The organism is Occallatibacter sp., from assembly GCF_049510455.1.
In the GTDB taxonomy this organism is placed as follows: domain Bacteria; phylum Acidobacteriota; class Terriglobia; order Terriglobales; family Acidobacteriaceae; genus Telmatobacter.
The window spans coordinates 41,492-49,620 of record NZ_JBEKYX010000018.1 but is presented as its reverse complement, the minus strand read 5'-3'; the positions used below and the strand labels follow the sequence as shown (position 1 = coordinate 49,620).

Genomic DNA, 8,129 nt, shown 5'->3' with positions numbered 1-8,129 from the left:
AGACCCGGCAGGAGTTGACCGGGTACATGGGCTGGCCCTTGGTGCAACTGAAGGCTTTGCCGAACTCGTCGAAGTTCTGCACGGCGCCGTTGACGCGCCACTTGCCGGTGGAGTGAGGATCGGTGAGCGCGCGCTGGCGGGCGGATTGTTCGGTCTGGTTTTCGCACCACACCTGCGCGAAGCCCAGGAAGTAGCGTTGCTTTTCGGTGTAGCCGTCGATCTGGTCGTCGATGGACTTGTGTTCGGCGGCGAGGGTGTCGAGAAGCGCGAGATAGGCGATGCGGAGACCGCCGTTATCGGCGGTGTTTTCGCCCAGGGTGAGCTTGCCGTTGAGATTCTGCGCGGGTGTGTCGTCATGCGCGGGCGCGGTCTCAAAGCCGCTGTACTCGGCCACTTCGCAGTCAGTGCGTTCGACGAACTTTTTGCGGTCCTCGGCGCTCTGCCATTCGCGCAGATTGCCCTTGCCGTCGTATTTGGAGCCTTCGTCGTCAAAACCGTGTGTCATCTCATGGCCGATGACAACGCCGATGCCGCCGAAGTTCACGGCCGGATCGATGGAGGCATCAAAGAACGGCGGCTGCAGGATGCCCGCGGGAAAGTTGATGTCATTCATGGACGGGCTGTAGTAGGCGTTGACGGTGGGCGGCGTCATGCCCCACTCTTTTTCGTCCACGGGCTTGCCCAGCTTGGAGAGGTTGTAGTTGCGCTGGAAGATAGCATCGTGGCGAACGTTGCCGAGGAGATCGTCGCGCTTGACTTCAAGGGCGCTGTAGCTGCGCCATTTTTCCGGGTAGCCGATCTTGTTACGAATCATTGAGAGCTTTTCCTGCGCGGCTTTTTTGGTTTCGTCGCTCATCCAGGGCAGCGTCTTGATGTCGTCGCCGAGAGATTTTTCAAGGGCTGCGACGAGTTGGTCCATCTTGGCCTTGGCCTCGGGCGGGAAGTGCTCTTTAACCCAGTCCTGGCCGACGGCTTCGCCCAGCGCCGCGTCGGTCATCTGCGTACACTGCTTCCAGCGCGGAGTGGGCTCTTTCTGGCCTGCGAGCACCTTGCCGAAGAAGGCGAAGTTCTCGTCGAAATACGCCTTGGGCAGATTCGACGCAACGGCGTGGATGGTGTGCCAGCGCAGGTAGGACTTCCAGGCATCGACCGGCTCGGAGGTAAGGAGCCCGTTGAGCGACTTGAAGAAGTCCGGCGTAGTGACATTGATCGTATCGAAACTGCCGACCTTTACATCCTTGAAGTAAGTAGAAAAGTCAAAATCGGGCGTGAGCTTCTGGAAATCGGCGACGGTGTAGATGTGGTAGCGGTTTTCGGGGTCGCGCATCGCGACGCGGGTCATGGAGGCCTTGGCCAGCGCGGTTTCAATGCGGATCACGCTGTCGGCTTCTTTGGCGGCGGCGTCCGGCGTGTCGCCGGCCAGCGTGAATATTTTGGTTACGTGATCCTTGTACTGGTCGCGGATTTTTGCGAAGCGGTCAAGAAGGTAATAGTCGCGGTCGGGAAGCGAAATGCCGGACTGGCCGACGGTGGCGATCTGTTTGCTCGAATCCTTTTCGTCCTGCGAAACGCCGAAGCGGAAGAGCGGCGCCGGTTCGCCGTGCGCGGCCAGTTCGCCGACAAGGACGGCGAGCTTATGCGGATCGTTCAACGCGGCAATGCTGTTGAGTGCGGGTTTGAGCGGCTCGAGACCCTTCTGCTCCACAAGATCGGTGTTCATGCAGGCGGCATAGTAGTCGCCGAATTTTTTCTGCAGCGGAGTTTTGGGGTCTTTTGAGGCAGCGTCGAGTTCCTGCCAGAGCAGATACCGATTGCGCTCACCGAGCAGTGAGAAGCTGCGCGCCCAGCGAACCTGGTCGGCTGGAATGGGATTGGCCTTGTTCCAGTTACCGCAGGAGTACTGGTAAAAGTCGGCGCAGGGGTCCGCGGTTTTGTCGATGGCGGAGAGATCCAGGCTTTTGGCGTCGGGCGGCGGCGCGGGCTTGTCAGGATTCGATTGGGCTCCGGCGGTTTGGGCGCTGGCAGTGAAAATGGTTCCGGCTGCAAGCAGCAGAGCGGAGGCAATGCGAGAACAGTTCATCGGTTTTCCCTTTGACGGTGGGGTAGGCATGCAGTGATGGATAGCAATGTAGCACGGCGCGGCCTAAAAAAACGAGAGCAGGCAGGAGCCGCACTGAAGTGAGTTTCAGAGATTCCGGATTTCAAGCCGGCTGCTGCTCGGAATCGCCGTAGCATTGAAACAGCAACTGCTCGAAGTCTTCCGGCGGCAGCGGCGGCCCGTAAAGATAGCCCTGGTGAAGGTAGCATCCGAGCGCCTGGAGGGCCTCGCGCTGCTCGCAGGTCTCCACTCCCTCGGCCAGAACGCGCAATCCCATCTCTTTGCCGAGCGCGATGACAATACTGGCAATGGTGCTGCTGTTGGGATCGTCGAGAAGATCGCGCACAAACGAGCGGTCGATCTTGATCTGCGAGAGCGGCAGCCGCTTGAGGTATGCCAGAGACGAGTAGCCGGTGCCGAAGTCGTCGAGAGCAAACCGGATGCCATGCTTTTTGAGTGCGGTCATCTTGGCGATGGCGTCTTCAATGTTTTCGATCAACATGGACTCCGTCAGCTCCAGCTTGAGATATCCGGGATTTGCTCCAGTGCGCGCAATGGCATCGAGCACGGAGGCCACGAAATCATCTTTGCGCAACTGAAGTGCGCTGATATTGACCGCAACTGTGATGTTGAGATCCGGGCATCTATCTGTCCATGAGGCAATCTGCTGGCAGGTGCTCTCAAGCACCCAGGCTCCGAGCGGCAGAATGAGGCGCGTTTCCTCGGCCAATGGAATAAACTCACCCGGCATGACAAGGCCTTGACGTGGATGCCGCCAGCGCACCAGCGCTTCGGCGCCGTAGAGCCTGCCGTTCTGATATTGCGGCTGGAAATAGAGGACAAACTGCTTGTTCTCAAGGCCTTGGCGCATCTCCTCTTCCAGAGTGGCGCGCGCGGTAACGGCAGCCTGCAGGCCCGGCGCAAAGAAGCGCATGGAGTTGCGTCCCGCTGCCTTGGCCTGGTACATGGCGATGTCCGCCTGCTGCAATACATGATTGAAATCGGCCTGGTTATCGCCAAAGACTGTGATGCCGATGCTGCAACTGGTGCGGATCTCGGCCTGTTCCAGCAGATACGGCTGCGCAACCAGCAGGAGAATTTTTTCCGCCACACTCATGGCCTGCGTGGCCGCGATCTCCGGGTAGCCGTGCAGCTCTTCGAGAATCAGCACGAACTCATCGCCGCCCAGCCGTGAGACCGTGTCGGCTGAGTTGACGCACTCTTGTAGCCGGTTGGCCACTTCGCGCAGCAGCAGGTCGCCGGTATGATGGCCGCGCGTATCGTTGAGGATTTTGAAATTGTCCAGGTCCAGGAAGAGCATGGCGCGCTTGTGGTGTGTGCGCGAGCTGAGCGCGATGCTCTTGCGGAATTGCTCAAAGAGCAGGCGGTGGTTGGCCAGGCCGGTTATCTGGTCATAAAAAGCCAGGGTGCGAATCTCTTCTTCGGCTTTCTTTTCATGGGAGACATCGCGCACCTGGATCAGGATGCAGGGCACGCCATTGACTTCAATTGTGGTGGCGAAGACAGAGCCCCAGATCAGAGTGCCGTCTTTTTTGCGGAACTGAATCTCGACGCTGCGGAAGCTTTCGCCCTTCTGGACGATTTCCAGCATGGCGTCGCGGTTGGCATAGTCAGTCCAGATGTCGAGTTCCCGCGAGGGTCTGCCGATCACTTCATCGCCGCGCCATCCGGTGACGGTAGTGAAGGCTGGATTGACATCGATGTAAACGCCGTCGGAGATGCGCGTGATGACAATGACGTCCGGACTGGTTTCAAAGGCCGCGCGATAGCGCGCTTCACTGAAGCGCAGGGCGTCTTCGGCCTGTTTTTCCCGGGTGATGTCGCGCACCGATGAGAGGAGGCATTCTTCGCCGTCAACGACTAGCCGGGTGGCGGAGAGTATGCCCCAGAGCGCGGAACCATCCCGCCTGCGAAACTCAACCTGCACATCGCGGCAGTCTTTCCCATCGCGAAAGACATTCACCAGGAGCTCGTGGTCAGCGGGATTAGGCCAGAGCCCTAATTCTGCCGAGGTCTTGCCGATGGCCTCCGCTGGGGTATAGCCGAAGTATTCGGTAAATCTTCCGTTGATGTCGACGCACCGGCAATCGGGGAAGCGGGTAATCACGATGGCATCGGCGCTGGTTTGAAAAGCAGTACGATAGCGGGCATCGCTGGTGCGCCGGGCATCCTCTGCCAGCTTTTCGCGGGTGGCATCATGAATCGAGGCAAGCATGCAGGGCTCGCCGCGAATGATGAGCGGCGCGGCGGAGACCAGTCCCCAAAGCACAGAGCCATCGCTTCTGCGGAATTTTATGGATACATCGCGAAATTCCTCACCATGTTCTATGGCGGAGAATACCGCCTCGCGGTCTGCGAGATTGGTCCACATGCCCATGTCCACGGAGGTCTTGCCGATTGCTTCCTCGCAGGTGAAGCCGAAGTACTCGGCAAACCGGCGGTTGATGTCAACGTATGTCCGGTCGGACAGGCGCGTAATTACCATGGCGTCCGTGCTGGTGTGAAAGACGCTTCGGTAGAGCTCTTCGCTGCTTTTGAGAGCCTCTTCGGAACGCTTGCGCTCTGTAATGTCGAGCGCGCTGACTACGCAGCCGGCGATCTTTCCAGCGCGATCCCGAACGGGGGCGAAGTTGAAGCTGCCCACCCACTGCTCTCCGGTGTCCTTGCGCCGCTGCCGGAATTCCACGCCTGTGGCCTGCTCGCCGCGCAGCGCCCGCGGCACCACCCATTGCTCCGCCGGCACCGGTGTGCCGTCCGGAAAAAACACATCCAGGAAGCCGGGATAGTCGGCGTTCATACGCGGGCACTCGGACTTGCTACGGAATTTGTGGAAGACTGCGAATGCCTGGTTGAAATCCACAAAATTGCCATTGGCATCGCAGATGAACATGGCCTCTGCCGAGCTTTCAAGGGCTGCCTGCAGCTTGGCGCTGAGCTCGTGCAAAATAGATTCGCTTTCGAGCTCCGCGAGTCTGCTCTGGCTCTTGCGCACATACTCGGCCATAAAGCAGAAGGCCGCGCAGGACAGAATGGAAAATCCGAAAGCGATCAGGTGGCCCATCCTGACGTTCTCTGACGACCCCTTTGGCATGATGACGGTGAGAGCCACAATCAGCGCGGAGGCCGCGGTAGCTGCAAGGCCGGGCCACAGGCCCAGCAGCAGCGCAATGGCAAGGATGGGCGGCAGATAGGTGAGGTAAAGCGAGAGTTGAAAGCCGAATTGCCAAACGAGAAAAAGGCGCAGCAGATATGCCGCCGCCACGATTGCGAGCGCCAGGGCGATCTTCCACAGCAGTGGAGTAAGGGATCGCTTGCTATCCATTGAGGATGCTCTCTCTCTCTGCTTCTCCGCGAATCTCGACCGATGGCGCGGCTAGTTTACAAATCTACAAACCGATAAACCAAGTCATTTCTTCAGTCTCACTATTCCGATTCGTCTCGTGAAAGTCAATCGAAATTCAACGGATTTTCGAGAGATTGCAAGTCATTCGATGCCCGATACGGAATGAAGGGCTGCAGCGCGGAATTTTGCCGGATGGTCAGGCGGACGCTCTTTTCGGTTGGTGGGATCAAGGCAGTTCTTTACAGGCCATGCGGTACCCTGACACACTGAAAAGTGGACACCCAAACCATCGTTATCCTTGATTTTGGCTCGCAGTATACGCAGCTGATTGCCCGGCGCATCCGCGAGCTGAACGTCTTTTGCGTTGTTCTGCCCTGCACGGCTTCCCTTCAGGAGATTCAGAGCTACAAGCCGCTTGGCATGATTCTTTCCGGCGGCCCGTCCTCTGTATATGACGCGGATGCGCCGGCTGCGGACCCCAGGATTCTGGATCAGCAGACGCCGATTCTTGGTATCTGTTACGGTCTGCACTACATTGTGCATCATTTGGGTGGAGTGGTTCGGCCCGGCCCCAAGCGCGAGTATGGGCACGCGGAAGTGACGATTGAGCATGCCGCGACGCCGCTTTTTGAGGGACTGCCGCCACAGATGAACGTGTGGATGAGCCACGGCGATGAGGCGCGAGAGCTGCCTGGAGGGTTTACGCGGACGGCTGTAAGTTCAAATGCGCTGGCCGGCATTGCGAACGAAGAGCGCCGTATATGGGCCGTGCAGTTTCATCCGGAGGTACACCATACGCCGCTCGGGCCTCAGCTGATCAAAAATTTTGTCTTTGGCATCTGTGGGGCTAAAGGTGACTGGACGCCGGCGCACTTTGTTGAGACGACGGTGGCTGCAATCCTCGCCAAGGTCGGCAAGGATCATGTCATCTGCGGGCTTTCCGGCGGCGTGGACTCTTCCGTGGCGGCGATGCTGGTGCATAAGGCCATCGGCAGCCAGTTGACGTGCGTTTTTGTGAACAACGGCGTGCTGCGCAAGAACGAATTCCAGAGCGTGCAGAAGAATCTGCGCGACAAGCTGGGGCTAAACCTGGTGGCTGTGGATGCGAGCGAGCGCTTTCTGAGCAAGCTCGCTGGCGTGACCGACCCGGAGAAGAAGCGCAAGATCATCGGCAACGAATTTATTGCCGTCTTTGACGACGAGGCAACGCGGATTGCGCATGAAACGGGCGGAGTGGACTGGCTGGTGCAGGGAACACTCTATCCGGATGTAATCGAGTCGAGCAGCGTGAAGGGGCCTAGCCAGACCATCAAGAGCCACCACAATGTGGGCGGCCTGCCTGAGCACATGAAGCTCAAGCTGATTGAGCCGCTGCGTGACCTGTTTAAAGACGAGGTGCGGCGCATTGGCCGCGATATGGGTATGCCGGAGGAGATTTTGAGCCGGCAGCCGTTCCCTGGGCCGGGGTTGGCCGTGCGCATTCTGGGTGAAGTCACCCCAGACCGTGTGGCGCTGCTGCAGGAAGCTGACGACGTTGTGGTGAGCGAGATCAAGGCTGCCGGACTGTACACCAAGATCTGGCAGAGCTTTGCCGTATTGCTGCCGGTGATGAGCGTGGGCGTGATGGGCGACCAGCGGACGTATGCATACACGGCTGCGGTTCGGGCTGTGCATTCGGAAGACGGCATGACGGCGGACTGGACTCCGCTGCCGTATGAGGTGCTGAAGCGGATCTCAAGCCGCATTGTGAATGAGGTGCGGGGCATTAACCGGGTTGTGTATGACATTACGTCGAAGCCGCCGGGCACTATCGAGTGGGAGTGAGGATTGACCGTCCATCCCTTTTGCGCCTTCGATGCACTGGAAACTTTGTGGCCCTCCCGGTGGTCGGGAACTGGCTTGTAACTTGAGTGCAAGCTAAGAAGCAGTGGTTCCGTTGGGTCGGTATGGCAGGTTTTAGGAAATTTGGCGGATTTAGTGATTTTCTGCCATACTTGATGGGAGGTGCCATGTGCCTACCGAAACTGTCGTTCTGGGCGAAAGCGGCCGCATCGTTCTTCCTGCCGAACTTCGTAAAGAATTCGGATTAAAGCCCGGCGATCGCCTCACAATCAGCAGCGAAGGCGGCTCGATCCGGATTCGAAACATGGATATGACGCTGAAAGAAGTTCGGGAATCCATTATTGCCAAACGCGGGAGCCTGAGCGGAATCCTGGACGAGTTTCTGGCTGAGAAGCACGAAGAAGCACAGCGCGAGGCGGAGCTTGGATAGGATTGTTCTTGATTCTTCTGCTGTATTGGCGATGATTCTCGGCGAGCGCGGCGGCGAACGGGTTCGATCTGTGATTCAAGAAGGCAAGACTCCTGTAGCAATCTCCAGCGTGAATTGGTGTGAAGCGCTTACTCGCTTGCAGCGGGACAGCCCGCTCATGGATGGCGAGCGAATGGATGCAATGCTGCCCGGTGTGGAGGTTGTTCCGTTTGCAAAGGATGTGGCGGAGCTTGCCGCCGGGTTTGCGCGCACCGACCGGTCACTCTCTCTCGGCGACCGTGCCTGCCTTGCGCTTGCCAAATCGTTCGGCGCTACTGCATGGACCGCTGACCGCGTTTGGCAGCGGCTTCAGATTGATGTCGCTGTCGAACTGGTCCGCAGTTGAAGCGCAAAAG

The 8,129-nt window shown here is 58.5% G+C and carries 5 protein-coding genes; 3 read left to right on the top strand and 2 right to left on the bottom strand.

All coding sequences use genetic code 11. The features are described 5' to 3' along the window. Together ABSG47_RS05345 and ABSG47_RS05340 are read right to left on the bottom strand one after the other, a co-directional pair. Positions 1-2,080, bottom strand: a 2,080-nt coding sequence (locus ABSG47_RS05345) for a M13 family metallopeptidase (RefSeq protein WP_424167367.1), incomplete at its 3' end; no start/stop codon positions are given. 121 nt (positions 2,081-2,201) lie between these two features. Next, positions 2,202-5,441 (bottom strand): PAS domain S-box protein, encoded by a 3,240-nt coding sequence (locus ABSG47_RS05340; protein ID WP_424167364.1) that lies wholly within the window; start codon positions 5,439-5,441, stop codon positions 2,202-2,204. A 294-nt stretch (positions 5,442-5,735) separates the two neighbouring features. Here ABSG47_RS05340 and guaA point away from each other — a divergent pair, with 294 nt between their 5' ends. The 3 genes from guaA (at position 5,736) to ABSG47_RS05325 (ending at position 8,119) form a co-directional block, all read left to right on the top strand. Next, positions 5,736-7,286, top strand: a complete 1,551-nt coding sequence (gene guaA, locus ABSG47_RS05335; protein WP_424167362.1) for a glutamine-hydrolyzing GMP synthase — start codon at positions 5,736-5,738, stop codon at positions 7,284-7,286. Between the two features lie 187 nt (positions 7,287-7,473). Further along, entirely contained in the window at positions 7,474-7,734 is a 261-nt protein-coding gene (locus tag ABSG47_RS05330; protein ID WP_424167360.1) for an AbrB/MazE/SpoVT family DNA-binding domain-containing protein, read from the top strand. Then, entirely contained in the window at positions 7,727-8,119 is a 393-nt protein-coding gene (locus tag ABSG47_RS05325; RefSeq protein WP_424167357.1) for a type II toxin-antitoxin system VapC family toxin, read from the top strand. The genes ABSG47_RS05330 and ABSG47_RS05325 overlap by 8 nt, the downstream gene beginning before the upstream one ends. The last annotated feature ends 10 nt before the right edge of the window (positions 8,120-8,129 follow it).